29 protein-coding genes are annotated in these 26,320 nt (G+C 69.6%); 12 read left to right on the forward strand and 17 right to left on the reverse strand.

Translation table 11 applies throughout. The features are described 5' to 3' along the window. Positions 1 to 10: 10 nt before the first annotated feature. Positions 11 to 1,120, reverse strand: a complete 1,110-nt coding sequence (locus tag AB0K73_RS03195; RefSeq protein ID WP_360510637.1) for a histidinol-phosphate transaminase — start codon at positions 1,118 to 1,120, stop codon at positions 11 to 13. A 52-nt stretch (positions 1,121 to 1,172) separates the two neighbouring features. On the opposite strand from AB0K73_RS03195, the gene AB0K73_RS03200 reads away from it, so the two are divergent. Then, on the forward strand, positions 1,173 to 1,556 hold the full coding sequence (locus AB0K73_RS03200) for a phage holin family protein (RefSeq protein ID WP_360510636.1): 384 nt from the start codon (positions 1,173 to 1,175) through the stop codon (positions 1,554 to 1,556). On the opposite strand, the gene AB0K73_RS03205 is transcribed toward AB0K73_RS03200, so the two are convergent. The 3 genes from AB0K73_RS03205 to AB0K73_RS03215 all read right to left on the reverse strand — a co-directional run bounded on the left by AB0K73_RS03205 (position 1,531) and on the right by AB0K73_RS03215 (position 4,375). After that, complete coding sequence (locus AB0K73_RS03205; RefSeq protein WP_360510635.1) at positions 1,531 to 3,045, reverse strand: hypothetical protein; 1,515 nt, start codon at positions 3,043 to 3,045, stop codon at positions 1,531 to 1,533. The two genes, AB0K73_RS03200 and AB0K73_RS03205, sit on opposite strands and share 26 nt — an antisense overlap. Then, positions 3,042 to 3,365 carry a hypothetical protein gene (locus AB0K73_RS03210; RefSeq protein WP_360510634.1) on the reverse strand — a complete coding sequence of 108 codons (324 nt, stop codon included), beginning with the start codon at positions 3,363 to 3,365 and terminating at the stop codon, positions 3,042 to 3,044. Before AB0K73_RS03210 ends, AB0K73_RS03205 begins: the two co-directional genes overlap by 4 nt. Positions 3,366 to 3,484: 119 nt before the next feature. Beyond that, a complete protein-coding gene (locus tag AB0K73_RS03215; protein WP_360510633.1) occupies positions 3,485 to 4,375 on the reverse strand; it encodes an aminoglycoside phosphotransferase family protein in 891 nt (296 codons plus the stop codon). Between the two features lie 90 nt (positions 4,376 to 4,465). Between AB0K73_RS03215 and AB0K73_RS03220 the strand changes: the two genes are divergently transcribed. Beyond that, positions 4,466 to 4,993: a low molecular weight protein-tyrosine-phosphatase gene (locus tag AB0K73_RS03220; protein WP_360510632.1), complete on the forward strand. Its 528-nt coding sequence runs from the start codon at positions 4,466 to 4,468 to the stop codon at positions 4,991 to 4,993. Then, complete coding sequence (gene purB / locus AB0K73_RS03225; RefSeq protein WP_360510631.1) at positions 4,990 to 6,372, forward strand: adenylosuccinate lyase; 1,383 nt, start codon at positions 4,990 to 4,992, stop codon at positions 6,370 to 6,372. The genes AB0K73_RS03220 and purB overlap by 4 nt, the downstream gene beginning before the upstream one ends. A gap of 46 nt (positions 6,373 to 6,418) precedes the next feature. On the opposite strand, the gene AB0K73_RS03230 is transcribed toward purB, so the two are convergent. The 6 genes from AB0K73_RS03230 to AB0K73_RS03255 all read right to left on the reverse strand — a co-directional run bounded on the left by AB0K73_RS03230 (position 6,419) and on the right by AB0K73_RS03255 (position 11,958). Further along, positions 6,419 to 6,691 (reverse strand): ABC transporter ATP-binding protein, encoded by a 273-nt coding sequence (locus AB0K73_RS03230; RefSeq protein WP_360510630.1) that lies wholly within the window; start codon positions 6,689 to 6,691, stop codon positions 6,419 to 6,421. Continuing rightward, positions 6,688 to 7,275 carry a DUF308 domain-containing protein gene (locus AB0K73_RS03235; RefSeq protein WP_360510629.1) on the reverse strand — a complete coding sequence of 196 codons (588 nt, stop codon included), beginning with the start codon at positions 7,273 to 7,275 and terminating at the stop codon, positions 6,688 to 6,690. The genes AB0K73_RS03230 and AB0K73_RS03235 overlap by 4 nt, the downstream gene beginning before the upstream one ends. A gap of 158 nt (positions 7,276 to 7,433) precedes the next feature. Continuing rightward, positions 7,434 to 8,849 (reverse strand): Re/Si-specific NAD(P)(+) transhydrogenase subunit beta, encoded by a 1,416-nt coding sequence (gene pntB, locus AB0K73_RS03240; RefSeq protein ID WP_360510628.1) that lies wholly within the window; start codon positions 8,847 to 8,849, stop codon positions 7,434 to 7,436. A 37-nt stretch (positions 8,850 to 8,886) separates the two neighbouring features. After that, positions 8,887 to 10,446 carry a Re/Si-specific NAD(P)(+) transhydrogenase subunit alpha gene (locus tag AB0K73_RS03245; RefSeq protein ID WP_360510627.1) on the reverse strand — a complete coding sequence of 520 codons (1,560 nt, stop codon included), beginning with the start codon at positions 10,444 to 10,446 and terminating at the stop codon, positions 8,887 to 8,889. 274 nt (positions 10,447 to 10,720) lie between these two features. Next, a complete protein-coding gene (locus AB0K73_RS03250; RefSeq protein ID WP_360510626.1) occupies positions 10,721 to 11,314 on the reverse strand; it encodes a hypothetical protein in 594 nt (197 codons plus the stop codon). Further along, positions 11,311 to 11,958, reverse strand: coding sequence for a hypothetical protein (locus tag AB0K73_RS03255; RefSeq protein ID WP_360510625.1), 648 nt, complete (start codon positions 11,956 to 11,958; stop codon positions 11,311 to 11,313). The genes AB0K73_RS03250 and AB0K73_RS03255 overlap by 4 nt, the downstream gene beginning before the upstream one ends. A 60-nt stretch (positions 11,959 to 12,018) precedes the next feature. Here AB0K73_RS03255 and AB0K73_RS03260 point away from each other — a divergent pair, with 60 nt between their 5' ends. Beyond that, positions 12,019 to 12,459, forward strand: a complete 441-nt coding sequence (locus tag AB0K73_RS03260; protein ID WP_360510624.1) for a MarR family winged helix-turn-helix transcriptional regulator — start codon at positions 12,019 to 12,021, stop codon at positions 12,457 to 12,459. A 48-nt stretch (positions 12,460 to 12,507) separates the two neighbouring features. On the opposite strand, the gene AB0K73_RS03265 is transcribed toward AB0K73_RS03260, so the two are convergent. Beyond that, the gene (locus AB0K73_RS03265; protein ID WP_360510623.1) at positions 12,508 to 13,884 is read right to left on the reverse strand and encodes an aminomethyl transferase family protein; all 1,377 of its coding nucleotides are present in this window, start codon (positions 13,882 to 13,884) and stop codon (positions 12,508 to 12,510) included. 222 nt (positions 13,885 to 14,106) lie between these two features. Between AB0K73_RS03265 and AB0K73_RS03270 the strand changes: the two genes are divergently transcribed. The 3 genes from AB0K73_RS03270 to AB0K73_RS03280 are packed head-to-tail and all read left to right on the forward strand — an operon-like array spanning position 14,107 to position 17,130. Continuing rightward, positions 14,107 to 15,282, forward strand: coding sequence for a DUF418 domain-containing protein (locus tag AB0K73_RS03270; protein WP_360510622.1), 1,176 nt, complete (start codon positions 14,107 to 14,109; stop codon positions 15,280 to 15,282). 17 nt (positions 15,283 to 15,299) lie between these two features. Next, positions 15,300 to 16,520, forward strand: coding sequence for a sensor histidine kinase (locus AB0K73_RS03275; protein ID WP_360510621.1), 1,221 nt, complete (start codon positions 15,300 to 15,302; stop codon positions 16,518 to 16,520). Then, on the forward strand, positions 16,507 to 17,130 hold the full coding sequence (locus AB0K73_RS03280) for a response regulator transcription factor (protein ID WP_360510620.1): 624 nt from the start codon (positions 16,507 to 16,509) through the stop codon (positions 17,128 to 17,130). The genes AB0K73_RS03275 and AB0K73_RS03280 overlap by 14 nt, the downstream gene beginning before the upstream one ends. Here the strand turns inward: AB0K73_RS03280 and AB0K73_RS03285 are convergent. Both AB0K73_RS03285 and AB0K73_RS03290 read right to left on the reverse strand, forming a co-directional pair. Beyond that, positions 17,109 to 17,771 carry a DUF998 domain-containing protein gene (locus AB0K73_RS03285; RefSeq protein WP_360510619.1) on the reverse strand — a complete coding sequence of 221 codons (663 nt, stop codon included), beginning with the start codon at positions 17,769 to 17,771 and terminating at the stop codon, positions 17,109 to 17,111. The genes AB0K73_RS03280 and AB0K73_RS03285 overlap by 22 nt on opposite strands. Further along, the gene (locus tag AB0K73_RS03290; protein WP_360510618.1) at positions 17,768 to 18,334 is read right to left on the reverse strand and encodes a dihydrofolate reductase family protein; all 567 of its coding nucleotides are present in this window, start codon (positions 18,332 to 18,334) and stop codon (positions 17,768 to 17,770) included. Before AB0K73_RS03290 ends, AB0K73_RS03285 begins: the two co-directional genes overlap by 4 nt. A gap of 344 nt (positions 18,335 to 18,678) precedes the next feature. Here AB0K73_RS03290 and AB0K73_RS03295 point away from each other — a divergent pair, with 344 nt between their 5' ends. The 4 genes from AB0K73_RS03295 to AB0K73_RS03310 all read left to right on the forward strand — a co-directional run bounded on the left by AB0K73_RS03295 (position 18,679) and on the right by AB0K73_RS03310 (position 22,028). Beyond that, positions 18,679 to 19,152 carry a GNAT family N-acetyltransferase gene (locus tag AB0K73_RS03295; RefSeq protein ID WP_360510617.1) on the forward strand — a complete coding sequence of 158 codons (474 nt, stop codon included), beginning with the start codon at positions 18,679 to 18,681 and terminating at the stop codon, positions 19,150 to 19,152. Positions 19,153 to 19,412: 260 nt separating this feature from the next. Then, entirely contained in the window at positions 19,413 to 20,849 is a 1,437-nt protein-coding gene (locus AB0K73_RS03300; protein ID WP_360510616.1) for an MBL fold metallo-hydrolase, read from the forward strand. Positions 20,850 to 20,858: 9 nt separating this feature from the next. After that, the gene (locus AB0K73_RS03305; protein WP_360510615.1) at positions 20,859 to 21,161 is read left to right on the forward strand and encodes a rhodanese-like domain-containing protein; all 303 of its coding nucleotides are present in this window, start codon (positions 20,859 to 20,861) and stop codon (positions 21,159 to 21,161) included. An 81-nt stretch (positions 21,162 to 21,242) separates the two neighbouring features. Further along, entirely contained in the window at positions 21,243 to 22,028 is a 786-nt protein-coding gene (locus tag AB0K73_RS03310; protein ID WP_360510614.1) for a sulfite exporter TauE/SafE family protein, read from the forward strand. Between the two features lie 6 nt (positions 22,029 to 22,034). Here AB0K73_RS03310 and AB0K73_RS03315 read toward each other — a convergent pair whose 3' ends face one another. Further along, on the reverse strand, positions 22,035 to 23,324 hold the full coding sequence (locus AB0K73_RS03315) for an MFS transporter (RefSeq protein ID WP_360510613.1): 1,290 nt from the start codon (positions 23,322 to 23,324) through the stop codon (positions 22,035 to 22,037). Between the two features lie 140 nt (positions 23,325 to 23,464). Between AB0K73_RS03315 and AB0K73_RS03320 the strand changes: the two genes are divergently transcribed. Next, positions 23,465 to 24,307, forward strand: a complete 843-nt coding sequence (locus AB0K73_RS03320; protein ID WP_360510612.1) for an NAD(P)H-binding protein — start codon at positions 23,465 to 23,467, stop codon at positions 24,305 to 24,307. A 101-nt stretch (positions 24,308 to 24,408) separates the two neighbouring features. Here AB0K73_RS03320 and AB0K73_RS03325 read toward each other — a convergent pair whose 3' ends face one another. From AB0K73_RS03325 to AB0K73_RS03335, 3 genes are read right to left on the reverse strand one after another with little or no spacing between them, the layout of a single operon-like run. Beyond that, on the reverse strand, positions 24,409 to 25,173 hold the full coding sequence (locus AB0K73_RS03325) for an ABC transporter permease (protein WP_360510611.1): 765 nt from the start codon (positions 25,171 to 25,173) through the stop codon (positions 24,409 to 24,411). Then, entirely contained in the window at positions 25,170 to 25,955 is a 786-nt protein-coding gene (locus tag AB0K73_RS03330) for an ATP-binding cassette domain-containing protein (RefSeq protein WP_360510610.1), read from the reverse strand. The genes AB0K73_RS03325 and AB0K73_RS03330 overlap by 4 nt, the downstream gene beginning before the upstream one ends. Next, positions 25,952 to 26,320: a DUF1048 domain-containing protein gene (locus tag AB0K73_RS03335; RefSeq protein ID WP_360510609.1), complete on the reverse strand. Its 369-nt coding sequence runs from the start codon at positions 26,318 to 26,320 to the stop codon at positions 25,952 to 25,954. Before AB0K73_RS03335 ends, AB0K73_RS03330 begins: the two co-directional genes overlap by 4 nt.

The following is a 26,320-nucleotide window of genomic DNA, read 5'->3' on the forward strand; positions in this document are numbered from 1 at the left end:
ACGCTACCCGCTACGCGGGGTGCCCTTCTTGTGAGGCCGGTACAAGCTCGCTCAGGATCCGGAGGAGGGTATCGACAGACTCCGGCTCGCCCACCGAGATGCGGATGCCCTCGGGCGGGAACGCCCGGGTGACGAGCCCGGCATCGAAGAGGCGCTCCGCAACCGCGGTCGTCGCCTCGCCGGCGGGCAGCCAGACGAAGTTGCCCTGCGCCTGCGGAACGGGCCATCCTTGCGCGACCAGCGCGGCCCGGAGTTCATCGCGGCGCCCGGCGATGATGCTCACGCGTTCGAGCAGCTCGGCCTCGGCGGCCGGCTCGAGCGAGGCGAGGGCCGCGGCGCTCGCGGTGCCCGTCACCCCGAGCGGAATGGCCGTCGCGCGCGCAGCGTCGAGGATCGGCACCGGTCCGATCGCATAGCCGACCCGAAGCCCGGCGAGCCCGTACGCCTTCGAGAAGGTGCGCAGGATCACGAGGTTGGGGTACCGGCCGATGAGGGAGCGGCCGTCGACGGATGCCCCGTCGGCGACGAACTCGATGTACGCCTCGTCGAGCAGCACGAGCAGGTCGCTCGGCACCCGGGCCATGAACCCCTCGAACTCGGCGGCCGTCACGATGACGCCCGTCGGGTTGTTGGGGGAGCAGACGATGACCACCCTGGTGCGGTCGGTGATGGCGGCCGCCATGGCGTCGAGGTCGTGCCCATGGTCGGGGCGGTTCGGCACGGTCACGCTCGTGGCGCCCGTGACCGTGACGAGTCCGGGGTAGGCCTCGAACGAGCGCCACGAGTACACCACCTCGTCGCCGGGCTGCGCGGCCGCCGCGATGAACTGCGCGAGGAGCGACACGGAGCCCGCGCCGACGAGCACCTCGTCGGCCGTGACGCCGTACCGAGCGGCGAGACGCTCGCGAAGCGCGAGGGCCGTGGCGTCGGGGTATCGGTTGATCTCGTCGGCGGCCGCGGCCACCGCGGCGACGACGCCGGGAAGCGGCGGGAACGGGTTCTCATTGCTCGAGAGCTTGAACCCGTCGGCGGGGGCCGGCCGGCCCTGACGGTACGGCGGAAGGGCGGCGATCTCGGGGCGAAGGCGGACACTCGCCCCCGTGGGCTCCGGTGCGGTCACGGATTCCACCGTACCCCTTCGATCGCACGCGCCTCTCTGCCAGAGTTGGAGCATGCGGTTCATCGTCAAGGTCATCGTCGTCGCGCTCGCCCTGTGGCTCACGACCTTCATCGTCTCGGGCGTGAAGGTGGTGCCCTACGAGGACACGACCGTCGCGGCGGTGCTCACGTACCTGCTCATCGCCCTCATCTTCGGCCTCGTGAACGCGGTCGTCGGCACGTTCGTGCGCATCGTCGCGTTCCCGTTGTACGTGCTCACGCTGGGACTCATCTCGTTCATCGTGAACGGCCTGCTACTCCTCCTCGTCGCGTGGATCAGCGACCTGATGGGCTTCGGCCTGGTGGTCGACGGGTTCTGGTGGGGTGTGCTCGGCGCTCTCGTGCTGGGCCTCATCAGCTGGCTGATCGGGCTCATCGTTCGTCCGGCGAAGGACTGAGGTCGCGGCTCGCCCGCCAGTCGCTGCGTTCGCCCGGCGCTCCTCCGGTGATGTCGGCGACGAGCTCGCGGAAGCCGGCCAACCGCGCCTCGTCGGAGTCGTCGGCCAGCACGGCCGTCTCGCGATAGCGCGCGAGCTCGTGAGCCGGCAGGAGCGCGTCGTACGATCGGCCCGGCTCGAGCACGCTCCGCGACACGGTGACCCGCTCGTCGGCCGGACGTCCCGATCCTCCGGTTGCGGGAACCAGGTCCTCGTCGTGCTCGAACGAGAGCAGGCCGACGCCCTCGCGTGTGGGAGCTGAGGCGACCGGGCCACCGAGGTTCACGGCACCGACCGCGTTGAGCTCGGGGTCGGCGGCGAGCCCCGCTGCGACGATCCCGCCGCCGGAATAGCCCACCGGAAGGATCGGGTCGTTCGGCCGCACGCCCGCCTCGGCCATGGCCTCGCGCACCGCCCGCTCGGTGGCGCCGGTGTCGGCGCCGAGCGGCCGCAGCGCGTCTGCCCAGCTATCGTCGGCGACACCGTGCGCGTTCGAGGTGTGGTCGAACGGCTCCGCGCCGGCGACGACGGTGGCCTCGACGGTGCCCCCGATGTACACGATGAACCGCGGCTCGTCGGGCTCGCCATAGCGCTCGATGCGGATCTGCGGCTGATTCGAGCCGGGCGCCGGTACCCGGTCGGCGAGGTCGCCGAGGCCCTTGGGCGGCTCGACCCGCGCGGTCGAAGGCCCGGCACCGCCCGGAGCCGAACCGTCAGCGCGGTCGACCCGCTCGACGCGCACCGGACCGTCGACGAGCACGCGGCTGCCGGCCAGACCGGCGAGGCCGGTGAGCCCCAGCAGAACCGTCGCCGATTCGGGCGCGCCAACGCCGTCGCCCAGCGCCCGCACGACCGCGGGCGGCAGGGGCGCGTGGACGGCGCCCGCCGCGAACTCGTCGGCGTGATCGCCGGCGAGTGCCACGAGCCGCACGAACGCAGGATCGGAGAGCAGGCCGCGGTGCTCCTCCAGCCAGGTCGCAAGCGGGGTGGGTCCCCACCCGATACTGCGGAAGGCGGCCGAACCCGCCCATTGCCCGCCCGCGACCAGCAGGGCGCCGGCGATCGCCGCGGGTGACATGAGGAGGGCGCCGATCCACGGGGCGGCGAGGGCGGCGCCGAACGCCCACAGCCCGTCGATCATCCGCTCGGTCGCCCCGTATCGCTCCGCGGACTCGAGCAGCGATCGGTGCAGTACACGCGCCCGCTCGGTGGCGCGGTCGAACCCGAGGCCGGCGGCGTGCAGGAGCGACGTCGGCGAAAACATGGCATTCATGCCGACGGGCGGCTCCTCGAGCCTGAGCTCGCCGAGCCCGCGCTCGATGACGCCCACGCGCGCGATCCAGTCGGCGATGGTCGCATCGGCCGCCGCGAGCCTGGCGGCGTCGACGAACAACCCTTCGACGGCGACGGTCGTCGCACCGCCGCTCGAGATGGTGAGGTCATCGCTCATCGCCAACCCGTCCCCACGACGGGCTGCGCGTCGAGATCGGACTGCAGACGGCGGGTCCGCTCCTCGAGGGCGATCTCGGCCTCCGCGAGGCATGCGAGCGCCCGGATGAGCAGCGAGCGCAGTTCCTCGAGTCGCTCGAGGTACCGGTCGGCCGCCGTCGAGCGCCACGCGCCGGTGCCCGGTGGACAGAGCGTGGGCACGGTGAGCCGCACGTCCTCGTGCAGCGATCGCAGCATCATGAGATGACGGCGCGCGCTGTCGACGAGCTGGGGTGTGACCGGACGGGCGAGAAACGCGAGGGGATCGTCGGAGTCGGGCATGCACCCGAGCGTCGCGGACGGGCACGCGGGGCACTCGTGCGGCCGCGTCATACGTACACGGCCGACATCCGGAAGCGCCTGTGGAGGACGACCCACGACCCACCCAGCCGTCGCTCCGCTCAGTCGGTGAGTACCTGCTCGAGCCCGTGCACGCCCATGCGGCCGAACGGGCTCGACATGCCGGCCTGCCCCACGGTGGCGGAGGCGAGCACGAGCGCCCACCCGCGCGCCCGGTCCCAGGTCGCCTCGTCCACCTCCCGACGCCGCTCGAGGTCCGCGCGGAAGCTCCGCCGCGACGGCGGGTCGAACGTCAGCCACGCGGTCGCGAGATCGGTCGACGGGTCGCCCGCGGTCAGGTCGCCGAAGTCGACGACGGCGGCGAGGGCTCCGGATGCCGCGAGCACCAGGTTCCCGGGATGCAGGTCGCCGTGCAGCCACACGGGCGGCGCCGACCAGACGGGTGCGGCGAGCGCGCGCTCCCACACGTCGGTGAGGCGCCCGTGCTCGGGGAGCCGGCCGCTCGCCAACCGTGCGCGCACGGACTCGTCGCGGTGCGCGAGCGGAACGCCGCGATACGGGTTCGCCGGGGCATCCGGTGGAGCGGGCGTACCGAGTTCGGCGACGAAGGCCGCGAGCCCCGCGACCGCCGCACCACGCGCCGCCGCGTCGAACGCGACCCCGTCGGTGCCCTCGTACCACGGCACGATGCTCCACGGTGCGTCGTAGCCGAGCTCGGGCGCCGGCTCGCCGACGCGCACAGGGGAGGGGACGGACACCGGCAGCCGGGGAGCGAGCGCGGGAAGCCAGCGCTGCTCGTTCCGCATGAGCCCGATGGCAAGGCGACGTCGCGGCATCCGGACGGCGTAGCGGTCGCCGAGGCGGAACATCACGTTGTCCCAGCCGTTCGCCACGAGCTCGACCGGACCAGCGAGGTCGGGGTGCTGGGTCGCCACGAGCCGCGCTGCGAGCGCCGCATCGACGTGCAGCTCGGGCGGAGGGGCATCCGTCATCGTGATCCCTCCTCCGATCGCGGCGACCAGCGTACCCGAGTGCCCGATTTGCCTGCTGTGGGATCGGGCGTCGTCGTCCAGAATGGGAGCATGACGCGAGCGGAACCCGCGGGGGACGCCGCGCAGCTCTTCCGGGTCTCCTTCGTGTGCACCGGCAACATCTGCCGCTCTCCGATGGCCGAGGTGGTGCTGCGCTCCCTCGCCGAGGGTGCCGGACTCGGCGAACGCCTCGCGATCGAGTCGGCCGCAACGGGGGACTGGCACGTGGGAGAGCGGGCAGACCAGCGCACGCTCGACGCCCTCGAACGCGCCGGGTACGACGGGTCCCACCACCGGGCCCGCCAGTTCGACGCCGCGGACTTCCGCTCGCTCGACCTCATCGTCGCCTTCGACCGGGGGCAGGCGCGGGTGCTGCGCAACTGGGCGCCGTCGCAGATCGACCAGGACAAGGTGCGGCTGCTCCTCGAGTTCCACCCCGAGCTCGCCGCGTTGCAGGACGTGCCCGACCCCTACTACTCCGACTCGGCGACCTTCGATCGAGTTCTTGGGATGATAGAGCGGTCGACTCAGGCGCTCTTCCGGCAACTCGCCCCCGCACTCAGACAAGGAATCCGATGACTTCGCTGCCTCCCCAGCCGCTCAGCCCGCTCGACGGACGGTACCGCTCGGCGGTCGGCGAGCTCGGTGAGCACCTCTCGGAGGCCGGACTCAACCGGGCGCGCGTGCAGGTCGAGGTCGAGTGGCTCATCGCGCAGACCGACCGGCGCTTCTTCGGCTCGTCGCCGCTCTCGAGCGAGCAGACGGCGCAGCTGCGCAGTGTCGTGACCGAGTTCGGGCAGGCCGACATCGACGAGCTCGCAACCCTCGAGGCCACGACGCGGCACGACGTGAAGGCCGTCGAGTACTACGTGCGCCGCCGACTGGAGTTGCTCGGGCTCGACGCCATCGGCGAGCTCACGCACTTCGCGTGCACGAGCGAGGACATCAACAACCTCTCCTACGCCATCACCGTGCGCGACGCCGTGCAGCAGGTGTGGCTGCCGAAGTTCCGCGGCGTGATCGACGCCGTTGCCGCCCTCGCCGTCGAACACCGCGATGCCGCCATGCTCTCGCGTACGCACGGCCAGCCCGCCACGCCGACCACCATGGGCAAGGAGCTGGCCGTCTTCGCGCACCGTCTCGCACGCATCGCGAAGCAGATCGAGGGCACCGAGTACCTCGGCAAGTTCTCGGGGGCCACCGGCACGTTCTCGGCGCATGTGGTCGCTGCTCCGGATGTCGCGTGGCCCGAGGTCTCGCGCGAGTTCGTCGAGTCGCTCGGCCTCACCTGGAACCCCCTCACCACCCAGATCGAGTCGCACGACTGGCAGGCCGAGCTCTACGGCAAGGTCTCGCACGCGAACCGCGTGCTGCACAACCTCGCCACCGACATCTGGACGTACATCTCGCTCGGCTACTTCCGGCAGATCCCCGCCGCCGGCGCGACGGGGTCGTCGACCATGCCGCACAAGGTGAACCCGATCCGCTTCGAGAACGCCGAGGCGAACCTCGAACTGTCGAGCGCCGTGCTCGACTCGCTCGCCGCCACCCTCGTGACGAGCCGCCTGCAGCGCGACCTCACCGACTCGAGCGCACAGCGCAACATCGGCGTGGGCTTCGGCCACTCGCTGCTCGCGCTCGACAACATCCAGCGCGGTCTCGGCGAGATCGACCTCGACGCGGGGGCGCTCGCCGCCGACCTCGACGGCAACTGGGAGGTGCTCGGCGAGGCCATCCAGACGGTCATCCGCGCCGAGGTGGTCGCCGGGCGCTCGACGATCACCGACCCGTATGCGCTCCTCAAGGAACTCACCCGGGGCAAGCGCGTCGGCGCGGCCGATCTCGCGACATTCGTCGAGGGCCTCGAGATCGGGGATGCCGCGAAGCAGCGCCTGCTGGCGCTGACCCCGGGCAGCTATACAGGCATCGCGTCGGAGCTCGTCGACCGCCTGCACTGAGCCCGGCGGCGGGCCCCCGGGCCCGCGCGGCGCCACGCGAGAGGTGTCAGCCGTGCGAGGACGGCGGTGGTGGGGGCATGTCGTCGGGGTCGTCGAACCCCGAGTCATCCCGCTTCACGGCCATCGCGAACAGGGCCATCGTCACGAGCACGACGATGAACACGCCGCCCGCCGTGATGAGGGTGAGCGTCCAGTCGCGCGTCACCATGAGCACGATGGCGCTCGTGAAGATCGCGGCGATGGCGGCACCGCCCACATACTCGATCGGACGCAACACCTCGCGTCGGCTGGGCCGGTATTCGCCGGGGGACTGGCTCACGACTGCTGCTCCGTTCCGGCGGCGGCTCGATCTGGTGCCGCAGCCCACTTCGACGACAATCCGCCGATGATGAGGTAGACCCCGAGGATCACGAGGTACGCGCCGAGCAGGCCGACCGCGGTCACGGCGTCGGGCGGCAGCAGCAGGAACACGATCGCCAGCACCGCGGTGAACGCGCCGGTGGCGATCCAGTCGCGGGCGGCCGACGTGCGACCGCGCGAGCGCAGGCCGGCGTAGAGCTCCACGAAACCGGTGACGGCGGCCCAGACGCTCACGAGGTAGAGCAGGAACGCGAGTCCGCCGGGAACCGTGAGCGCGATGATGCCCGCCGCGGCGGTCACGACCGCGTTGACGGCGAACAGCGATCGGGTGCCCGGCACCGTGACCGTGCGCAGGGCGAGCGCGCCGACCACGAGACCCGAGACGAGCGCCCAGATGCCGAACACCAGGAGCCCGAACGCCGGCGAGTGATCCTGCGAGAACGCGATGGCCACGCCGGGGACGACGGCGAGCGCGCCGCGCACGACCGGAACGACCCAGAAGTGGGCTGCGTGCTCCGGGGCGGCATCGCGGGCGGTGGCCACGGCGACCTCTTTCACATCGGAGGGGGGTACCGATCCATCCTACGCGTCGCCTTCCTGCGCGGATGCCGCGAGCCGAGCGGATGCCGCAAGCCCGTCAGCGACGAGACGACGGATGCCGCGGCGCGAGGCCGCGGCATCCGTCGTCATCTCCGGACCGTTCAGAGCGCCTTGAGGATGTCCTCGACCCGGTCCTTGGCGTCGCCGAACAACATCTGGGCGTTGTCGCGGTAGAACAGCGGATTCGCCACGCCCGCGTAGCCCGACGCCATGGAGCGCTTGAACACGATGACGTTCTCGGCCTCCCAGACGCGGAGCACCGGCATGCCCGCGATGGGGCTGCTCGGGTCCTCGGCCGCGGCCGGGTTCACCGTGTCGTTCGCGCCGATGACGAGCACGACCGACGTGGACGCCAGGTCGTCGTTGATCTCGTCCATCTCCTCGACGATGTCGTACGGCACCTTCGCCTCGGCGAGCAGCACGTTCATGTGCCCCGGCAGGCGACCGGCGACCGGGTGGATGCCGAAGCGCACGTCGATGCCGCGCTCGCGCAGCTTGTGCGTCAGGTCGGCGACCGGGTATTGCGCCTGCGCGACCGCCATGCCGTACCCGGGCGTGATGACCACGCTCGACGCGTTCTTCAGCATGTCCGCGGCATCCTCGGCGTTGATCTCGCGGTGCTCGCCGACCTCCTCGTCGCCCTTCTTCGGCGCCTCGATGCCGAACCCTCCCGCGATGACCGAGATGAATGAGCGGTTCATGGCCCGGCACATGATGTACGACAGGTACGCACCCGAGGAGCCCACGAGCGCGCCGGTGACGATGAGCAGGTCGTTGTTCAGCAGGAAGCCCGCGGCGGCCGCCGCCCAGCCCGAATAGCTGTTCAGCATCGACACGACGACGGGCATGTCACCACCGCCGATCGAGGCGACGAGGTGCCAGCCGAGGGCGAGGGCGAGCGCCGTCACGACGACGAGCAGCCACAGCTGCGGGTCGATGACGTACCAGACCGTGAGGGCCACGAACACGACCAGCGCGCCGAGGTTGAGCACGTTCTTGCCCGGCAGCACGAGCGGCGCCGACTTCATGCGCGCCGACAGCTTGAGGAACGCGACGATCGATCCGGTGAAGGTCACGGCGCCGATGAAGACCCCGATGAAGACCTCGGCGTGGTGGATGTCGCGCAGCGCGCCCTCGAGGCCCGGGTCCTCGAGGTGGCCGTTCCAGCCGACGAGCACGGCGGCGAGACCGACGAAGCTGTGCAGCAGGGCGATGAGCTCGGGCATGCCGGTCATCTGCACCACGCGGGCCCGCCAGAGGCCGATGGCGGCGCCGATGATCACGGCTGCGACGAGCAGGCCGAGGCCGACCATGACGGATGGCTCGCCCCAGCCGTCGCTGAACGTCAGCCAGACGGTGGCGATGAGCGCGATGGCCATGCCGATCATGCCGTAGGTCACACCGGCGCGGGAACTCTCGTGGCGGCTCAGGCCGGCGAGGCTCATGATGAAGAGCAGGGCCGCGACGATGTACGCGGCGCCCGCGATGGACTCGGGGGTCAACAGGGTTTCAGGCACAGGGGGCTCCTAGGGGACGTCGTCGTCGTTCGCGCGGTCAGCTGCTTGCCCGGTCGCCCTTGGCGAACATTCCGAGCATGCGCCTGGTCACCGCGAATCCACCGAAGACGTTGATGCTGGCGATGAGGATGGCGATCGTCGAGAGCACCTGCACGACGAGCACGTCGCTCGTGACCTGCACGATCGCGCCGACGATGATGATGCCCGAGATGGCGTTCGTCACGCTCATCAGCGGGGTGTGCAGGGCGTGCGCGACCTTGCCGATGACGTAGAAGCCGACCACGACCGAGAGCACGAGCACCGTGAAGTGCTGCGGCAGCGGGTCGGGCGCGAAGGCGTTCACCAGGAACAGCGCGGCGATGCCCGCCGCGATGAGCGCGAGACGGCCGCCCTTCGAGAGGGTGCGCTTGGGCTTGGGGGCAACGGCGGTCGCCGCATCCGTCGCCGGAGCCTTCGCGGCGGGAGCCGCCGAGACCTGCACGGGAGGGGGCGGCCAGGTGGTCTCGCCCTCCCGCACGACCGTGACCGAACGCTGCACGATGTCGTCGAAGTCGAGGACGAGCTGCCCGTCCTTGCCGGGCGTCAGCAGCTTGATGAGGTTCACGAGGTTCGTGCCGTACAGCTGCGACGCCTGCGTCGGGAGGCGGGAGGCGAGGTCGGTGTAGCCGAGGATGACGACGCCGTTGGGCGTGACGATCCGTTCGCCGGCGACCGAGCCCTCGACGTTGCCGCCCATGCCCGCCGCCATGTCGACGATGACGCTGCCCGACTTCATGCCCGCGACATCCGCCGCCGTGATCAGCTTCGGCGCCGGGCGACCCGGGATGAGGGCCGTGGTGATGACGATGTCGACGTCGCGGGCCTGCTCGGTGTAGATCTCGGCGGCGCGGCGGTCGTAGGCCTCGCTGGTGGCCTTGGCGTATCCGTCGGAGGACTCCATGACCTCGTCGACCTCGACCTTGAGGTACTCGCCGCCGATCGACTTCACCTGGTCGGCGACCTCGGGGCGGGGGTCGGTGGCGCGCACGATCGCGCCGAGGCTCGAGGCCGCGCCGATCGCGGCGAGCCCGGCGACGCCGGCGCCCGCGACGAGCACCTTCGCCGGCGGAACCTTGCCCGCGGCAGTGACCTGGCCGGTGAAGAACCGGCCGAATTCGTGCGCCGCCTCGATGACGGCGCGATACCCGGCGATGTTCGCCATCGAGCTCAGCACGTCCATCGACTGCGCGCGCGAGATGCGCGGCACCGCGTCGAGAGCGAGCGCGGTGACGCCGCGAGCCGACAGCGCCGCGAGGAGCTCGGGCCGCAGCGCCGGGCTCAGCAGGCCGATGAGCGTCGTACCCGGCTGGAGCTGGGCGATCTCGTCGTCGGTCGGAGGGTTCACCTTGAGCACGATGCCGCTCGCGAACGCCTCCGCATGCGAGACGACGGATGCCCCGGCGTCGACGTATGCGGCATCCGGGAACGACGACTCGGAACCCGCGCCCGACTCGACCACGACCTCGTAGCCCAGCCCGATCAACTGCTTCACGGTCGCCGGCGTCGCCGCCACCCGGGTCTCCGAGCCCTGCTCGGTGACCACCCCGATACGCGTCATGTGGTTCTCCTCCTCGTCGAAGCGACCGCCTTCGGCCGCGCGACCTGTCGCTGTGTGCGTGTGTGGGCTTGGCCGGAAACGATACGCCCCTCGAGCGCGCGAATGCGCCCTGGAGCGAGGCATCTTCGAGTGCACCTCTCACACGGAGTGCAGCGGCGCCGCCGGTTCGGGGGTCCCGCGCCGGGGGTGCAGCTGCACGTCGTTCAGAGTATGTCGCAGATTTCGAGGTTCATGCCGAATCGGCCTCTGCAGCTTGGAAAGATATGAAGATCTTTCAGCTGGCAGAAAATTCGCGTTGGTCGCGACCACGGAACGGAACGGATGCCGCGAGCGCGAACGTGAGCACGGAACCGGTGCCGAGCAGGGCCGTCAGCATGCCCGCGGGCCTCGTGAGCGCCAGTCGTTCGCCACCCACCGACGGACCGGTCGCACCGACGCCCGCGGCGACCGCGCCGCTTAGCACGCCCGCGACAACCCGCGTCCACTTCCGCCCCCGACCGGCGAGCGCGTATCCGCCGGCCAGTGCGCCGAGCGCCACTCCGCCAGCCGCGCTGCCCTCACCGGTCGTCCTGAGCGTGGCGATGGCACCGCGCTTCGTGAGCGGGACGACGCCGACGATGATGGGCGCCGCGGCGATCGCCCGGCGCCACGGCAGCTCTCCGCCGCTGCGTCGACGATGTTCGGCCCAGCCGTAGAGTCCACCGACGAGCGTGGCGGGCAACAGCACGCCCACGAATGTGCCGTACCAGCTGACCTCGGTCTTCGGTCCCGCGAGAGCCGTCATGTAGCTGCGGAATCCGGCAGCCCAGGTGAGGCCGGCGAGGGCTCCCGTCGCCACCGCGAGCGACACGCGGCACCGGCCGATCATGGACGCGCTCCCGCGGCGGCAGGCTCGGCGGGCACTGGAATGCGAACGTTCCCGGTGCGCCGGAACGGAATCGATGCGGCGAGGCAGAATACGACCACCGCCACCCCGCCGAGCAGCGCAGCCCACGCCCCCCTCGGCTCGTCGAGGCCAAGGCGCGTGCCGCCGATCGATCCGGTGGTCACCACCATCGCGACGACGATCAGCGCCGCGAGCGCTCCGCAGGGGATCCGCGCCCACACAGGGCCGCGCCCGGATACCGCGAATCCGCCCGCGACGGCGGTGAGGGCGATTGCGATCGCCCCGCCGCCAAGACCTTGGGTGACGAGGCCCTCGATGGCGCCCGGCATCGTGAGCGGCGTGACCGCGAACACGAGGGGCGCGAGCGCGAGCCATCGCCAGTGGGGGCGACCGCCGATGCGCCTCAGATACTCGGCCAGTCCGAGGAGTGCGCCGACGAGCGTGGCGGACCCGAGGATCGCCACGAACGTGCCGTACCAGTCGAACTGTGATTCGGCGCCCGCCATCTCGGCCATCCAAGCTCGGAACGCCGCTCCCCAGAACAGCCCGCCGATCGCGCCGACGGCGAGGAAGCGCCATCGAGACGGGCGTGCCGAGGTGCCGGAGATTTCGAAGCGCGCGTCCATGCGGCAGTCCTTCACGGTTGAACAGGCTCGCCTGTTATTCAGGCTAACCTTAGTACTGCTATGGATGCCGCACAACAGCCCGATTCGGAACGGATCAACACGGTCGCCCTGCTGGGCCGCGCCTACAGCAGGCTCGGATTCCAGATCGTCGACGGGGTGATCGGCTCCGGATTCCCGCAGAAGCCCCGGCACTCGGCGGTCTTCGCGCAGATCAGCCCCGAGGGGTCGCGAATCACCGACCTCGCGCGAAGGGCGAACATGACGCCGCAGTCGATGGGCGAGATCGTCGACGAGCTCGAGGAGCTCGGCTACGTCGAGCGGCGCTCGGATCCGACCGACCGCCGGGCCAAACTCGTCACGCTCACGGCGCTCGGCCGGAGGTGCGTCGCGGCCGGCGAGCAGACCATCCGCGGCCTCGAGTCCGAGATCGACGAGCGCATCGGCACCCGGGCGCACGCCGAGCTGCGGCGCATGCTCGAACGCCTCGTCGCGGAAGAGTGAGGCGAAGCGCGAGTCGGCGGCCCGCAAGTATCTCTGGTCGACCGACCCTCAGGCGAGCCCGCGGTACTTCGAGCGCGCGTAGTCGTGGTACGGCGCCGGAGCGACGGTCGCGCGGATCCGCACCTGGCGGTGATCCTGATCGACCGAGTCCTTGCGGGTGATCGGGTTCTCGCCCCACACGACCTCGACGACCGCACCCTCGGCGACGTCATCGTCGATGGTCGCGAGTGACATGTACAGCTGGTCGTAGGCGACGTAGCCGGCATCCGTCGAGATGCCGACCTGCTTGCCGTCCTGCAGCACCTCGTCCATCTGGAAGAGCCCGTAGCGGGCCTTCGGGAAGTCGAGGTACTTCGCCGGGGTTCCGGGTTCGAGCTGCGACCTGACCACGTCGGCGACGTCCTCGGCGTTCCAGAGCAGGGTCACCTTGCGACGTTTCGGGTCCGCGGCGATCTTCTCGAGCGCTTCGCGGCCATGGAAATCATGGTCGAACTTCACCGAACGACCGAGACCGAGGTCGAAGGGCGTCATGTAGTAGTCGTGGATGTCGTCGGACGTCAGCGATCCGCCGATCGATCCGGCGCGGGCCGCGGGCAGCCACTCGCGGTACTCGGCGAAGTCCTCGTCGAAGATCGCGGGGAACGGCGTCGGCACCCAGCCCGATTCCAGCGGGGTCGACGAGTACGCCTTCGCGCCGACGCGTCGGATGCCGAATTCCTCGCCCGCCTCCATGATCGCGTCGAGCACGACCTGGTTGTCGGCCCACGGACCGTAGAACTCGAAGCCCGGCTGGCCTGCCATGCCGTGCCGCAGCGCCTTCACCGGCTTTCCGGCGATCGTGAAGTCGGCGATGTGGAAGAACTTCACCTCGGGCACCGGGCCGTCGAAGAGCTTCTCCATCACCTTGTTCGCCTCGGGCCCCTGCAACTCATAGCGGTAGAAGGTCGGGTCGACGCCGCCGCGCATGTGCGAGTTCGCCTCGAGGCGGTGGTGCACGTCCTTGCCCGCGGCCTCGGCCTTCTCGACGTTGAAGCGCACCCAGTCGATGAGCAGGTGGTGACCGACGAGCACCCGCCCCTCACGCTCGTCGGAGTTGTAGAACAGGATCCCGTCGCCGATCAGGTAGCCGTCCTTGTTCACCGCGATGAGCTGCTTCGCGACACCGGCGCGGAACGTCGCGAACGTGTTCGGCGAGATCGACGAGAGCAGTTCGATGAGGTCCGAGCCGCCGAGGAAGAGTTGCGTCATGTGGTGCGACTGGTCCATGAGCGCGACGGATGTCGACCACGCGCGCTGCTCGTCGCGCCAGTTCGTGAACTCCGGTGCGACGGGGAAGGTGAAGGCCGGCCAATTCTGGTTGCGCAGCAGTTCGACGGGGTTGCCGACCCGCTCGATGGCCTGCGCGAGGCTTTCCGAAGTCATCATCGTCCTCTTCTGTGGTAGCTGGGCCGGCGCCGTCGATGGCGCCGCACGCTCGGAGTCTACGAGCGTGCCTGCGGTGACGGCTTCCCGGTTTCAATTGAACGGAAACGGAGCCATCGCCGTACTCCGTCCGTCCGATCCATCGATCGGCGGATTCTCCGCCCTCGCGTCGTTTCTAACGTGAGAGGTATGCATGCGACGGGACAGGGGCAGGAGACCGGCTCGGTGGCAGTGGTAGAGCGATCCTTGGCGCCCGACCTCGCCCGTGGTCTGATGCTGTCGCTGATCGCGGTGGCGAACGTGATGATCTATCTCCACGCCCGGCCCTACGGGCTGCGCCAGCACATCGTGGAGGACGGTGCGCTGGACCAGGCGGTCACGGCAGTGCTGGTGGTACTCGTCGACGCTCGGGCCTACCCGCTGTTCGCGGCCCTGTTCGGCTACGGGCTGGCGAGGATCATGGCGAATCAGCGCTCCAGAGGGCTCGACGCTGTACAGGCCCGGGCGGTCGTGCGCCGGCGGGCCCTGGTGCTCGTGGGGTTCGGCCTCGCCCATGCCGTCCTGGCGTTCTCGGGAGACATCCTCGGTTGGTACGGGCTGCTCGGCGCAGTGCTCGCTGCGCGCCTGCACGCCGACGACCGAATACTGCTCCGTGCGGCGGTCGTCTGGCTCGTCTTCGCCTCCGCGGTGCAGGGTCTGGTGTACTCCGACCCGAATGTGTCCGAGCAGCGCAGCTTCCTCTGGTCGTTCGCGATCGACGGCGCGGCGGAGGCGGCCGCATGGCGGTTGCTCGAGTGGGCGATGACCCCGTTCGGCCTGCTGGCGGTCGTGAGCCCGCTGCTCGTCGGTGTGTGGGCTGCACGACGAGGCATCCTCGAGCACCCGGATCGTCATCGGCCGCTGCTTCGATGGACCGCGGCGATCGGCATCGCAGCAGGTGTCATCGGCGGCATCGGCATGGCCTTGGTCACGATCGGGGCCTGGACCGCGCCGTACCCCGTGATCCTGGCTCTCTCGTGGGCCCACATCGCCACCGGCGTGCTCTGCGGGCTCGGTTACGCGGCAGTGATCGCGCTCTGGGCGGCCAGGTTGCGCCGCCGCCACGGCGCGGCGCTCCCGCCGGCCGTCGACGCGTTGCGCGCTGCCGGCGAACGATCGCTGACCTGCTACCTCGCCCAGACGGTGGTCTTCGCCACGCTGCTGCCGGCCTGGGCGCTCGGGTGGGGTGCCACGCTGGGCACGGCGGGCGCCGCCGTGCTGGCGCTGGCCACCTGGGTGGTCACGGTCGCGGGGGCTGACCTCTTGGCGCGCGCAGGCCGCCGTGGTCCCGCAGAAGCGTTGCTGCGCCGCTTGGCGTACCACCGCTCCCGTGGCGCAACGGTACGTGGGACCATCGGGTAGTGGCAGCGGACGGTGGCGTGAGAGCAGCCTCCAGCCGGTACGACCGGATGTGGGTCGCGCTGCCCTACGCCCTGCTCGCACTCTGCGCCGTCCTGACCTGGGCGTCGGGCGACCTCCCGGCCGGAGTGCTGCCGCAACTGGTCCTGGCCGGCGTGGCCGTGGTGGCGTGGCACGGCTGGTGGGTTGTCGCCCATCCGCAGTGGCTGGAGACCAGGCTCATCCCGATGTCGGTGTACTTCGTCGGCCTCGTCGTGCTCACTGACTACCTGACCGCCCTGAGCTTCACCTTCTTCCCCCTCTACCTGGTCTGCTATCCCATGGCTTTCGTCGCGCTGCCTGGCAGATGGGCTTACGTCGGCGTCGGCCTGACCGCGACCGTCGCGCTGCTCGGCCCTCCGCTGGAGGATTGGACGGTGGAGGACATCGTGATCGGACTCGGCGCCGCAGTGCTCGTCTCCGTCGCCGGAGGGTCGATCCGGGCACTCGAGGCGGAGACCACCCGCCGGCGTTCGGCCATGGCCGAGTTGGCGCGCACCCATGCCGACCTGGAACGGGCGCTGGCGGAGAACCTCGCCCTCCAGGACCGACTCGTCGCCGAGGCGCGCGACGCCGGTGTGGTCGCCGAACGCACCCGCTTGGCCGGGGAGATACACGACACCCTGGCTGCCGGTCTCGCCGGAATCATCAGTCAGCTCGAGGCCCTCGACGCCCAGCTCGAACCCCACCATCCGCTCCGGGCGCGGATCAGCGCGAGCACCGAGCTGGCCCGGGAGAGCCTGCAAGAGGCCAGGCGCTCCGTCCGGGCCCTGCGTCCCGGCCCGATGACCGACGCGACGCTGCCCAGCGCGCTGAGCGCGGTGGTCGCGAGGTTCGAACGCACCCACCAGATCCCCGTCCATTTCCGCGTCACCGGGGAGCACGACGCGGTCCCCGCGCCGCTCGAAGACGCCCTGTTGCGAGCGGCTCATGAGGCGCTGACCAACGTGACCCGCCATGCAGAGGCCACCGTCGCGCACGTCACGCTGTCCTATCTCGGGGAGGACGTCGCACTCGACATCTCCGACGACGGCGTCGGGTTCCGGCCGGGCGACACCGATGGTGGGCATGGCCTGACGATCATGCGCGAACGGCTTGCCGCGTTCGGCGGGCACGTCGACGTCGAATCACCTCCAGCCGGCGGCACCACCGTGACCGTCACCGTTCCGCTCACACCCGGGTTCGACGGTGTCCAACGCTGACCCCATCCGGATCCTCGTGGTCGACGACCACCCGGTCGTCCGTGACGGACTGCGCGGGCAACTCTCCACACAGGATGATCTTCTCGTCGTCGGCGAGGCCGCGAGCGCCGAAGAGGCCATCGCTGCGCTGAGAACTCGTGCGGTCGACGTCGTCCTGACGGACCTGCGCATGCCCGGTCTCGGTGGGATCGAGCTCATCCGTGCCGTCCGCGACCTGCACCCCGACACCGAGATCCTCGTTCTCACCACGTACGACTCCGACGACGACCTCCGTCCCGCCCTGGCCGCCGGAGCCCGCGGGTACCTCCTCAAGGACGCCGGCCGCCACACCCTCTTCGCCGCCGTGCGCGCCGCCCACCGCGGCGCTGCCACCTTCTCACCCTCCGTCCAGCAGCGACTGACCGCGGACCCGCCGGCGCCGCTGCTCAGCGACCGTGAGATCGAAGTGCTCCGCCTCGTCGCGGCCGGCAGGACCAACCGACAGATCGGGGCCGCCCTGTTCATCGGCGAGGCCACCGTCAAGACGCACCTCCACCACATCCTCACCAAGCTCGACGCCGCGGACCGGGCCGCCGCCGTCGCTGCCGGCTACCGCCACCGGCTGCTCTGAGATGCCGTGAGGTTGTGGATCAGGACGCTCATGAACACGTACCCGGGTCCGACGACCGCGTAGATCACGAGCCCCCCGAAGGACGTGGCCGACAGCGGGGGCACCAGGAGAAGCGCGACACCGAACGCCGTCGTCGCCCATGCCCACCCCCTGCGGCCGCGTCGCCGATACCACCCGGTCAGCGTGACGAGCAGGGAGAGCCAGGCCAGCACGGATGCCATGAAGGCGACGCCGTGGACCATCGAACTCGTGCTGAGTTCCGCCGGTGCGCCGTGAGGGGCTCCTGGCGGGTACCCGTACGACGGATCGGGGACGAACAGCCCCGAGAGCACCATCCCGCCGCCGATCACCGCCATCAGCACCGCGGTGAATCCACCCAAGCGCCCGCCGACCGCGTTTCCGACCGCGACCGATGAACATGCGTACAGGCATCCGACCACGACGAAGTTGGCCTGCTGCAGCCATCCGATCGGCCCCAGGGTCAGGAAGCTGAACGCGTGCCTGGTCAGGTCGATGCCCTCGTTGAACGGCAACTGCAGCAGGGTTACCACCAGGAACAGTGGGCCCGCCGCGATCCCGGCCAAGGCCGCCAGCCTGTTGAGGGTCGAGGCGTCGGCGACGCGCACGGCCGAGGAACTCATGATGAGCCCTCTCTATCGATGCGTACCGGGCAGTAGTCGAGATGCAGGACCCCGTGCGGCAGCTCCTGACAATGGGTCAATTCCAGTCCGGTCTCCGACGCCGGTCCCTCGAATAGGGGTTGTCCGGTCGCCACGACGGGGAAGACCATCAGCGACACCCGATCGATCAGTCCGGCCGCCAGCAACGAGCGAACCAGGGTGGGGCTGCCGATGATATTCAGTGCACCCGCCGGTTCTGCGCGCAGCGGGCGAAGGCGGTCGGCGACGTTCCCTGCAACGACCTCGGCATTGTTCCACTGCGCGCTTCTCAACGTCGTGGAGACGACGTACTTCCTGAGCCCGTTCATCACCGGACTCATCGGGTTGCCGGCCGCGCCCGGAGTGGGCCAGTAACGAACGAAGTCCTCGTACGTCCTGCGACCCAGGAGCAGGGCGGTCGAGGAGGCCAGTTGCCTCCCCATCAGCCCGTGCATCTCGGGGCTGCTGTACTCGAACTGCCAGCGCTCAGGCTGGCCGGCGACGCCGTTGAGCGTCATCATCACGTTGGCTGTGATGGTTCCCATCGGAATGTCCTTCCGTAACTCATGAACACGTAGACGGCGACGACGGATGCCGCGAGCAGACGGTCTCGCGGATGCGCTCGGTGCGGTCGGCGTCCCATGCGGGACGGACGACCAGTTCCGACTCGGACGACGTCATGGGGCGATGGTAGGCACCGGATCGGGCGTACGGGCCGCCGGGAGATCCACCGATCGGATGATCGTCACCAGCGAGGACGATCGAGTCGCGTGCGGCTCTGCGAGGTCGCGGTCACCGCCGAAGTGCGAAGCGTGATCGGCAAGGAGTCAGGCGACGCGGTACACGTGCACCTTACGACGCGCCGCTGAGCTGCGGCAGAATTGCAGGCATGGTCGAGACCGTGACCCGGAGCTCAGGTGGCGACGGCCTGGCCGCCGCCGCGCAGTTGCTGCACGACTTCAACACGGAGTATGGCGAGCCCACGCCTCCTCCCGATGAGCTGGCGATCCGGCTGGGCGAACTGATCGAGGGCGGCCACTTCACGGTCCTGGTTGCGCGCGTGCCTGAGACGGGCACGGCGGTCGGCGTGGCGGTGATGCGCGTCCAGCCGTCGGTGTGGAGCCCGGCGCAGGAGGCGTACTTGGCCGAGTTGTATGTCGCGCCGAACTGGCGCGGCAAGGGGTTCGGCCGGGAGTTGATCACCGAAGCCATGCGGGTGGCACGCGAGCAGGGCGCCGATTACGCCTTTCTCATCACGAGCGAAGAGGATCGGCTCGCCCAGCGCCTCTACGATGCGGCCGGCTTCCGCCGAACCGAGGGGGAGGGCGGGCCGACCATGATCGCGTACGAGCGCGACCTGTAGCCCAGTCGGACGCGGCAAACGAAGGATGCCGCCCGCCTCCCTTGTCCAGGCTGGCGGCATTCGTCGTGTTCGCGACATCCGGGGCGCCTGGCCCCTCTCTTCAGTCGGACCTTGCGGCTATGCGGCCGTTCGAGCGCCCACAAGACCCTGTCAAACGACGGCGGGTTGACAAACCGCGATACCCCGGGGGTATTATGGAAGATACCCCGGGGGTATTTCGTGATCACCGATCGACGCCGGATCTGAGACAAGGAGCTGACATGCTGTTGGAACGCATCTATGACGAGGACCTCGCCCAGGCCAGCTATTTCATCGGCTGCCAGGCGAAGGGCGAGGCGATCGTGGTCGACCCCCGTCGCGACCTCGACGTCTACCTCGAGATCGCTGGCAAGAACGGGATGACGATCACCGGGGTCACCGAGACCCATATCCACGCCGACTACCTGTCGGGTACGCGGGAGCTGGCCGCGCGGACCGGGGCGACGATGTACGTCTCCGACGAGGGCGGCCCCGACTGGACGTACGGCCCCGCCTTCGACGACGCCGTCCGCATGAAGCACGGACACGCGATCACCCTCGGCAACATCACCGTCCGGGCCGTGCACACCCCCGGTCACACACCCGAGCACATGTCGTTTCTCGTGACCGACGGCGCACAGGCGGACGAGCCGGGATTCATGCTCACCGGCGACTTCGTGTTCGTGGGCGACCTCGGACGTCCCGACCTGCTCGACGAGGCCGCGGGCGGCATTGACACGCGATTCGGCGGCGCGCGCGACCTCTTCGCGAGCCTGCGCGATCGATTCCTCACGCTGCCCGATTACGTGCAGGTGCTCCCCGCCCACGGCTCCGGAAGCGCGTGCGGCAAAGCACTGGGCGCGATCCCCACGTCGACGGTCGGGTACGAGCGGTCGTTCTCGTGGTGGAGCGGGTACCTGCGGAACAACGACGAGCAGGGGTTCGTCGAGGAGCTGCTCAGCGGCCAGCCCGACGCCCACGCCTACTTCGCTCGGATGAAGGTGCAGAACAAGGTCGGACCGGCGGTCATGGGCGAGGCCGACGAGCTCGTCGAGTACTCGCCGCAGCGACTGCGGGCCGAGCTCGACGCCGATGAGGTCATCCTCGTCGACACGCGGCACAACACGGCCGTTCACGAGGGCACCGTGGCCCGCTCGCTGAACATCCCCGGCATCGCGAAGGCGGCGAGCTACGGAGCCTGGGTGTACGACCCGGACGTCGAGCACCGCCCGCTCGTGCTCCTGGCCGCCGACGCGGACGAGGCGACGCAGCTGCGCGACCACCTGGTGCGCGTCGGCATCGACTCGGTCGCCGGGTTCATCACCTCACTCGAGGGCCTCGACCTCGTCGTGCCCAAGCTGCTGCAGCCCGAGGAGCTTCCCGGGTTCGCCTACGACCTGCTGCTCGACGTGCGCAACAAGACCGAGTACGCGGAAGGCCACCTGCCCGGCGCCGCCCAGCTCAGTGGCGGACGCGTGATGTGGCACACCGACGAGTTGCCCGAGCACGGCACCATCGTCACCTACTGCCAGAGCGGCGTGCGCAACAGCGTCGCCGCCAGTGCCCTTCGCCGCGCCGGTTACGACGTCGTCGAGCTCGACGGGTCCTACCTCGGCTGGATCCGGGTTCCCGGCAATGTGCCGGTCACCGAAGACGTCATCGTTTCGAGGGCTGCATAGGAGGCAACCATGGCTGACATCACCATCGCACAGGTCCGGGAGCGCCTCGGCGGCGCCGACCAGCTCATCGACGTGCGCGAGATCCACGAGGTCGCCGAGGGCATGGTCCCGGGCGCACGGAACATCCCGCTCGGCACGCTGCCGTCGCGGTTGGGCGAGATCGACCGCTCGCGGCCGGTCATCGCGATCTGCCGGTCGGGCAACCGATCGCGGCAGGCGACCGAGGTCCTCAAGGCCGCCGGCTTCCGCGTCGACAACATGGAGGGCGGCATGATCGCCTGGTCGCGAGCGGGACTCCCGACCGGCCGATGACACCACTCGCAGCAGCGTGGCCCGCACCTCCTGGTCGCGGGCCACGCTGCTGATCACGCAACGGGAGCCGGAAGCCGGAACATGGAAATCGGACTCGTCATCGCGCTGCTGCTGGCCGTACTCGTCGGTGTGGCGCTGGGGCTCATGGGGGGTGGCGGGTCGATCCTGACCGTGCCGATCCTCACCTACGTGCTCGGGATGGGCCCGAAGGAGGCGATCGCGGCATCCCTGTTCATCGTTGGGGTCACCAGCGCCGTGAGCGTCTTCTCGCACGCTCGAGCCGGACGAGTGCGATGGAAGACCGGGTTGATCTTCGGCGCCGCCGGAATGGCCGGCGCGTTCCTCGGTGGCATCCTCGGGGGATACATCCCCGGGCCCGTCCTCATGGTCCTCTTCGCCATCATGATGATCGCCACTGCGGCCGCGATGATTCGCGGCCGCAGGAAGGCTGACGTGCCGGGGCATCCGCAACGGACGATGCCGATCCTTCGCATCCTCCTCGACGGGTTCTTGGTGGGTATCGCCACCGGACTCGTCGGTGCGGGCGGCGGATTCCTCATCGTCCCGGCGCTGAACCTCCTCGGGGGGCTCCCCATGGCGGCCGCGGTCGGCTCGTCGCTGCTGGTCATCGCGATGAAGTCGTTCGCCGGCCTCAGCGGCTACCTCCTCAGTGTGCAGATCGACTGGCCGGTCGTGCTCGCCTTCACCGCGACGGCGATCGCTGGATCGTTCATCGGCTCGGCCTTGGCCGGGAGGATCCCGGAGACGGCGCTACGCAAGGGCTTCGGCATCTTCGTCCTCGTGGTCGGGGCATTCGTCGTTTACCAGGAGGCCCCCGAGCTGGTCGCGCTCTTCTCGAGCGCGTGACGTGGGCTACGCCCTCACGACGTGGTCGCGCCCGCGCATGCGCACCGCGACGAGGATTCCCGACAGTGCGGTGAGTGCGCCGACGACGGCGACAGCCACCGGGATTCCGTAGAGGTCGGCGAGGATGCCGGCCAGCAGAGCGCCCACAGCGAAGCCGCCGTCGCGCCACAGCCGGTAGACGCCCACCGAGCGCGCACGCCATTCGGGGTGTGCCACGTCGCCGATCGCAGCCAGCAGCGTGGGATACACCATGGCGGTGCCCAGCCCCAGGAGGACGGCAGCGAGCAGCCAGGTCTCGAAACCGGTTCCGAACGCGACCATGCCCAGGCCAACGGCTTGGGTGAGCATTCCGGTGGCGATCAGGGATTTCCGCCCAAAGCGGTCCGAAAGTGCCCCGGTGACGAGCTGCAGGGCGCCCCAGACAGCCGGATAGACGGCGGCGAGGATGCCGATCTGTTCCACCGTGAGCCCGCCGGCGGCGAAGAGCACCGGAAACAACCCCCATGCGAGCCCGTCGTTGAGGTTGTTCACCATGCCGGCCTGGCTGACCGACGAGAGGGACCTGTCCCGGAAGCTGGTGAGGGTGAAGATCTCACGGTTGCTCAACTCCCGGTGGGCGGCGGAATGGGTGGTGGTGTGGTTGGCCGCCTCCACTCTGGCGTGGCCCCGGGTTTCCCTCACCGCGAAGGCCGACAACCCGAGCCCCAACGCGATGTAGGCGGCCCCGAGAAGGAAGGGTCCGGGCCGTAGCCCGGAGTCGGCGGCGATGTAGCCGGTCGCGAGGGCGGTGGCGGCGACCCCCAGGTAGCCGGCCGACTCATTCAGGCCCATGGCGAGGCCGCGCCGGGATGGACCGACGAGGTCCATCTTCATGATCACGGTGGTGGACCAGGTCAGTCCCTGGCTGATGCCGAGGATCACGTTGGCGGCGACGATCCAGCCCCAGGATGGGCCGAAGATCAGGAGCAGCGGCACGGGCAGGGCGATCAGCCATCCCGTGACGAGGACGGGCTTCCGGCCGTACCGGTCTGAGAGCGTGCCGGCGAAGTAGTTGGTGCCGGCCTTGGCCACGCCGAATGCCAGGATGTAGGTCAGCGCGGACGTGTAGAGGTCGAGATGGAACACCTCGACCGCCAGCAGGGGCAGCACCGTGCGTTCTTGGCCGAGGGTGCCGCCGACCAGCGCATTGACGGCGACCAGGAGCATGAACTGGGCGAGATTCTGCCGCAGCCCGAGCGTGATGGGACCCCGGGCGTGCGTGCCGTCATTTGACGTGCTCGAATCCCCAGTCCTCATGTGGCGACCGTAATACATGGATGTCCCGGCAATACATGGATGTCCCGGCGCCACATCCGGACAGGAATTGTCCTGATTACTGGCGACCATGGAGTCACACGTTGCCGGAGACTCCGGCTGAGACCGAAGGAGGAACGAACATGGCCATCCTCGTCACAGGTGCGACTGGTGCGGTCGGCATGCACCTCATCACTGCTCTGCTCGAACGCGGCGCCGAGGTGCGCGCCCTGACTCGGAACCCCGAGACCGCCGGCCTCCCCGAGGGTGTCGACATCGTCGGCGGTGACCTGGCCGACCCGAGCTCGCTCGGGCGGGACGTGTTCGGTGGCGTGGACCGGGCCTTCGTCTTCCCCGCGAGCCCCATCGAGCCATTCATCGCGGCAGCAGTCGCGGCCGGTATCCACCGTTTCACCGTCCTGTCATCGCTGGCCGCGGCGCTGGAGCATCCGCGCGACCGCGGCTCGGCAAGCCAGCTGCACCACAGTGCGGTCGAGACCGCGGTAACCCAGCGCACCGACGAGTGGACGATCCTCCGCCCAGGTACCTTCGCCAACAACCTGCTGTCGTGGGCCTGGCCGATCCGATCCGGCGCGCCGATCCGGGCTCCCTACCTTGCCTCCGCCCAGGCCCCGATCCACGAGAAGGATGTCGCCGAAGCCGCAGCCGAGTCCCTCCTGACCGACGCCCACCTCGGTGCAGCGATCGCGATGACCGGGCCGGAGGCCGTCACCCGCATCGAGCAGGTCGCAACCATCGCCAGGGCGTTGGGTCGCGACATCCCCCTCGTGGAGATCACGCCGGAGGAGTTCCGCGCGGAGGCGGCCGACTTCATCCCTGAGACCGTGGTGAGGATGCTGTTGGACTACTGGAGGGACACGGTCTCTGCGCCAGACCGGCCCCGGCCCGTCACGCCGGTCACCGGCCGACCCGGGCGCACGCTCGCCGAGTGGGCCGCCGACCACCGCGGCGACTTCGCCGGCTGACGAAGAAGTGAACCACGACGAACGACGGATGCCGCCCGCCTCCCAGAGAGGGAAGCAGGCGGCATCCGTCGCAGTCGAGACATCCGGTGACCGCCGTCGATTCAGTTGACCTTGCGCCGGTAGGCGGCGATCGCGAAGCCGTAGGCGACGACGAGGATGCCGACGAGCCAGGCGAGCGCGATCCAGATGTCACTGCCGACCGGCTCCTGAGCGAACAACGCCCGGACGGTGTCCACGATCGAGGTCACCGGCTGGTTCTCGGCGAACCAGGCGACCGGTCCGGGCATGGACTCGGTGGGCACGAACGCCGAGCTGATGAACGGCAGGAAGATCAGCGGGTAGCTGAACGCGCTCGCGCCGTCGACCGTCTTCGCCGAGAGCCCGGCGATCACGGCGAGCCAGGTCAGTGCGAGGGTGAACAGGACCAGGATTCCGGCGACCGCAAGCCAAGCACCCACGGATGCCCCGGTGCGGAACCCCATGATCAGCGCGACGCCGATCACGATCGCCACCGACACCAGGTTCGCGACCAACGAGGTGATCACGTGCCCCCAGAGCACGCTCGACCTCGCGATCGGCATGGACTGGAAGCGGTCGAAGATGCCGCCCTGCATGTCGAGGAACAAGCGGTACGCCGTGTACGCGATCCCAGAGGCGATCGTGATGAGGAGGATGCCCGGGAGCATGTAGTTGACGTACGACTCGCCGGATCCGGTGTTGATCGCACCGCCGAGCACGTAGACGAACAGCAGCATCAGGGCGATCGGGGTCACCGCGGTGGTGATGATCGTGTCGGGGCTGCGAAGGATGTGGCGCAACGAGCGACCCGTGAGGATGCCCGTGTCGCCGAGGACGTGCGTGGTCATCGTGCTTCCTTTCCAGCGTGGCGGCCGACGAGGGCGAGGAAGACGTCCTCGAGCGAGGGCTGCTTCTCGATGTACTCGACCTCGGCGGGCGGGAGGAGTTGCTTGAGTTCGGCGAGGGTTCCGTTCTGGATGATCGTGCCCTCGTGCAGGATCGCGATCCGGTCGGCGAGTTGCTCGGCCTCGTCGAGGTACTGGGTGGTGAGCAGCACGGTGGTTCCGCCCTCGGCGAGTTGCTTGACCGTCTCCCAGACCTCGATTCGGGCCTGCGGATCCAGCCCGGTGGTGGGCTCGTCGAGGAAGATGATCGGTGGATTGCCGATCAGGCTCATCGCGATGTCGAGCCGGCGACGCATGCCGCCCGAGTACGTCGAGGCCTTGCGATCTCCTGCGTCGGTGAGCGAGAAGCGGGCGAGCAGGTCGTCGGCGATCGCACCCGGGTCCTTCAGGTGACGGAGCCTCGCGACGAGCACGAGGTTCTCGCGCCCGGTGAGCACCTCGTCGACCGCGGCGAACTGGCCGGTCAGGCTGATCGACTCGCGCACGTCGCCGGGCTTCGTGGCGATGTCGAAGCCGTGCACCGAGGCGGTGCCGGCGTCGGCCTTCAGGAGCGTCGACAGGATGCGCACGAGCGTGGTCTTGCCCGCGCCGTTCGAGCCGAGGAGTGCGAAGATGCTCCCCGCCTTCACGTCGAGGTCGACGCCCCGCAGGACGTGCAGGTCCTTGAACGACTTCTCGATGCCCTGCACCCGGATCGCCGGCTCGAGGGTCTGTTGCGTGGTCACTTCCGCTGCTCCTTCTCTGCCTCCGCGATCGCCTTCGTGAGGCGAGCACGTTCCTTGTCGATCCACTGCGTTCCGCCGTACGCCTGCGTGAACGTCTCGGCGAACTCGACCGGGTCGTCGCCGACGATGGCGCTCACCGGCGTCCCGTCGACGGCGGCGCGCTCCCAGAGGTCGGCGGAGTCGTCGAGCATCTTGACCAGGGTGTCGCCGTCGGTGATGCCCCCGTAGTACATGAAGTACCGGTCGAATGCCTTCGCAGCGGCGCGGTACGGCTCGGGGAGCGCCTCGACCCGGGCCTTGTACTGCTTGTACTGCTTCTTCTGCTCGAGCGAGCCCGTGATGGTTTCGATCCACTTCGCGGCCAT

The sequence above is a fragment of the Agromyces sp. NPDC052230 genome (assembly GCF_040679595.1).
In the GTDB taxonomy this organism is placed as follows: domain Bacteria; phylum Actinomycetota; class Actinomycetes; order Actinomycetales; family Microbacteriaceae; genus Agromyces.

Excerpts from the sequence above, each read along its gene's own strand:
- AB0K73_RS03200 (WP_360510636.1), top strand. The coding sequence starts at position 1,173 with ATGCGGTTCATCGTCAAGGTCATCGTCGTCGCGCTCGCCCTGTGGCTC.
- AB0K73_RS03205 (WP_360510635.1), bottom strand. The coding sequence starts at position 3,045 with ATGAGCGATGACCTCACCATCTCGAGCGGCGGTGCGACGACCGTCGCC.
- AB0K73_RS03210 (WP_360510634.1), bottom strand. The coding sequence starts at position 3,365 with ATGCCCGACTCCGACGATCCCCTCGCGTTTCTCGCCCGTCCGGTCACA.
- AB0K73_RS03215 (WP_360510633.1), bottom strand. The coding sequence starts at position 4,375 with ATGACGGATGCCCCTCCGCCCGAGCTGCACGTCGATGCGGCGCTCGCA.
- AB0K73_RS03220 (WP_360510632.1), top strand. The coding sequence starts at position 4,466 with ATGACGCGAGCGGAACCCGCGGGGGACGCCGCGCAGCTCTTCCGGGTC.
- purB (WP_360510631.1), top strand. The coding sequence starts at position 4,990 with ATGACTTCGCTGCCTCCCCAGCCGCTCAGCCCGCTCGACGGACGGTAC.
- AB0K73_RS03245 (WP_360510627.1), bottom strand. The coding sequence starts at position 10,446 with ATGACGCGTATCGGGGTGGTCACCGAGCAGGGCTCGGAGACCCGGGTG.
- AB0K73_RS03250 (WP_360510626.1), bottom strand. The coding sequence starts at position 11,314 with ATGATCGGCCGGTGCCGCGTGTCGCTCGCGGTGGCGACGGGAGCCCTC.
- AB0K73_RS03255 (WP_360510625.1), bottom strand. The coding sequence starts at position 11,958 with ATGGACGCGCGCTTCGAAATCTCCGGCACCTCGGCACGCCCGTCTCGA.
- AB0K73_RS03260 (WP_360510624.1), top strand. The coding sequence starts at position 12,019 with ATGGATGCCGCACAACAGCCCGATTCGGAACGGATCAACACGGTCGCC.
- AB0K73_RS03265 (WP_360510623.1), bottom strand. The coding sequence starts at position 13,884 with ATGATGACTTCGGAAAGCCTCGCGCAGGCCATCGAGCGGGTCGGCAAC.
- AB0K73_RS03285 (WP_360510619.1), bottom strand. The coding sequence starts at position 17,771 with ATGAGTTCCTCGGCCGTGCGCGTCGCCGACGCCTCGACCCTCAACAGG.
- AB0K73_RS03290 (WP_360510618.1), bottom strand. The coding sequence starts at position 18,334 with ATGGGAACCATCACAGCCAACGTGATGATGACGCTCAACGGCGTCGCC.
- AB0K73_RS03295 (WP_360510617.1), top strand. The coding sequence starts at position 18,679 with ATGGTCGAGACCGTGACCCGGAGCTCAGGTGGCGACGGCCTGGCCGCC.
- AB0K73_RS03300 (WP_360510616.1), top strand. The coding sequence starts at position 19,413 with ATGCTGTTGGAACGCATCTATGACGAGGACCTCGCCCAGGCCAGCTAT.
- AB0K73_RS03305 (WP_360510615.1), top strand. The coding sequence starts at position 20,859 with ATGGCTGACATCACCATCGCACAGGTCCGGGAGCGCCTCGGCGGCGCC.
- AB0K73_RS03310 (WP_360510614.1), top strand. The coding sequence starts at position 21,243 with ATGGAAATCGGACTCGTCATCGCGCTGCTGCTGGCCGTACTCGTCGGT.
- AB0K73_RS03315 (WP_360510613.1), bottom strand. The coding sequence starts at position 23,324 with ATGAGGACTGGGGATTCGAGCACGTCAAATGACGGCACGCACGCCCGG.
- AB0K73_RS03320 (WP_360510612.1), top strand. The coding sequence starts at position 23,465 with ATGGCCATCCTCGTCACAGGTGCGACTGGTGCGGTCGGCATGCACCTC.
- AB0K73_RS03325 (WP_360510611.1), bottom strand. The coding sequence starts at position 25,173 with ATGACCACGCACGTCCTCGGCGACACGGGCATCCTCACGGGTCGCTCG.
- AB0K73_RS03335 (WP_360510609.1), bottom strand. The coding sequence starts at position 26,320 with ATGGCCGCGAAGTGGATCGAAACCATCACGGGCTCGCTCGAGCAGAAG.